The following is a 1466-nucleotide window of genomic DNA, read 5'->3' as shown; positions in this document are numbered from 1 at the left end:
ATGCACGACCTGGCCGCGACGCTCGCGCACGTGCCCGACATCGAACGCATCACGACGCGCATCGCGCTGCTGACGGCGCGTCCGCGCGACCTCGCGAGCCTGCGCGACGGCCTGAAGCAGCTGCCCGCGCTGCGCGAGCAGGTGGCGCGCTGCTTCATCCCCGGCGACTCGTGCCTGCTGCGCGACATCCACGATGCCATCGCCGTGCCCGAGGCGTGCGCGGACCTGCTCCAGCGTGCCATCGCGACGGAGCCGGCCGCCATGGTGCGCGACGGCGGCGTGTTCGCGCGCGGCTTCGACGCGGAGCTGGACGAGCTGCGCGCGCTGTCGGAAAACGCGGGCCAGTTCCTCGTCGACCTGGAAGCGCGCGAGCGTGCGCGCACCGGCATCGCCAACCTGCGCGTCGAGTACAACCGCGTGCACGGCTTCTACATCGAGGTCACGAACGGCCAGGCCGACAAGGTGCCGGACGATTACCGCCGCCGCCAGACGCTGAAGAACTGTGAACGCTACATCACGCCGGAACTGAAGGCGTTCGAGGATAAAGCCTTATCCGCGCAGGATCGCGCGCTGGCGCGCGAAAAGCTGCTGTACGAGCTGCTGCTGGCCGACCTCGCGCCGCACATCGTGTGCCTGCAGCGCATCGCGTCCGGCATCGCGCAGCTCGATACGATCACCGCCCTCGCCGCCCACGCCGTGCGCAACAACTGGTGCATGCCGCAGCTGGCCGAGGAGCCCTGCCTCACCATCGTCGAGGGCCGCCATCCGGTCGTCGAGAACCAGATCGAGCGCTTCATCGCGAACGACTGCAAGCTGTCCGACGACCGCCGCCTGCTCCTGATCACGGGCCCGAACATGGGCGGTAAATCGACGTTCATGCGCCAGGTCGCGCTGATCACGCTGCTGGCCTATGTCGGCAGCTACGTGCCGGCGACGAGCGCGACGATCGGTCCCATCGACCGCATCTTCACGCGCATCGGCGCGTCCGACGACCTGGCCAATGGCCGCTCGACGTTCATGGTGGAGATGACGGAATCGGCCACGATCCTGAACGGTGCGACCGAGCACTCGCTCGTGCTGATGGATGAAGTGGGCCGCGGCACGTCGACGTTCGACGGTCTCGCGCTCGCGTGGGCGATCGCGCGCCACCTGATCGAGACGAGCCGCAGTTTTACGCTGTTCGCCACGCACTACTTCGAATTGACGCAACTGCCGGAACAGCATCCGAGCGCGGCCAACGTGCACCTGTCGGCTGTCGAGCACAAGGACAGCATCGTGTTCCTGCATGCCGTGCAGGACGGCCCGGCGTCGCAGAGCTACGGGCTGCAGGTCGCACAGCTGGCCGGCGTGCCGCCCAGCGTGATCCGCGCCGCGCGCAAGCACCTGGCGCGGCTGGAAGCGCAGGCGCTCGATGCGACGCCGCAGCTCGACCTGTTCGCGCCGGCGCCGTGCGACGAAGGCGACGC

At 68.7% G+C, this 1466-nt stretch carries 1 protein-coding gene; it reads left to right on the top strand.

The annotated features are described in order from the left end of the window. A partial coding sequence (gene mutS, locus ACEN88_RS31520) for a DNA mismatch repair protein MutS (protein WP_413346073.1) occupies window positions 1-1466 on the top strand: 1466 nt, incomplete at both ends.

Origin of the sequence: Massilia sp. CT11-108, from assembly GCF_047302915.1 — a bacterium.
Taxonomy (GTDB): domain Bacteria; phylum Pseudomonadota; class Gammaproteobacteria; order Burkholderiales; family Burkholderiaceae_D; genus Telluria; species Telluria orientalis.
This window is presented reverse-complemented; position numbering and strand designations above follow the sequence as displayed.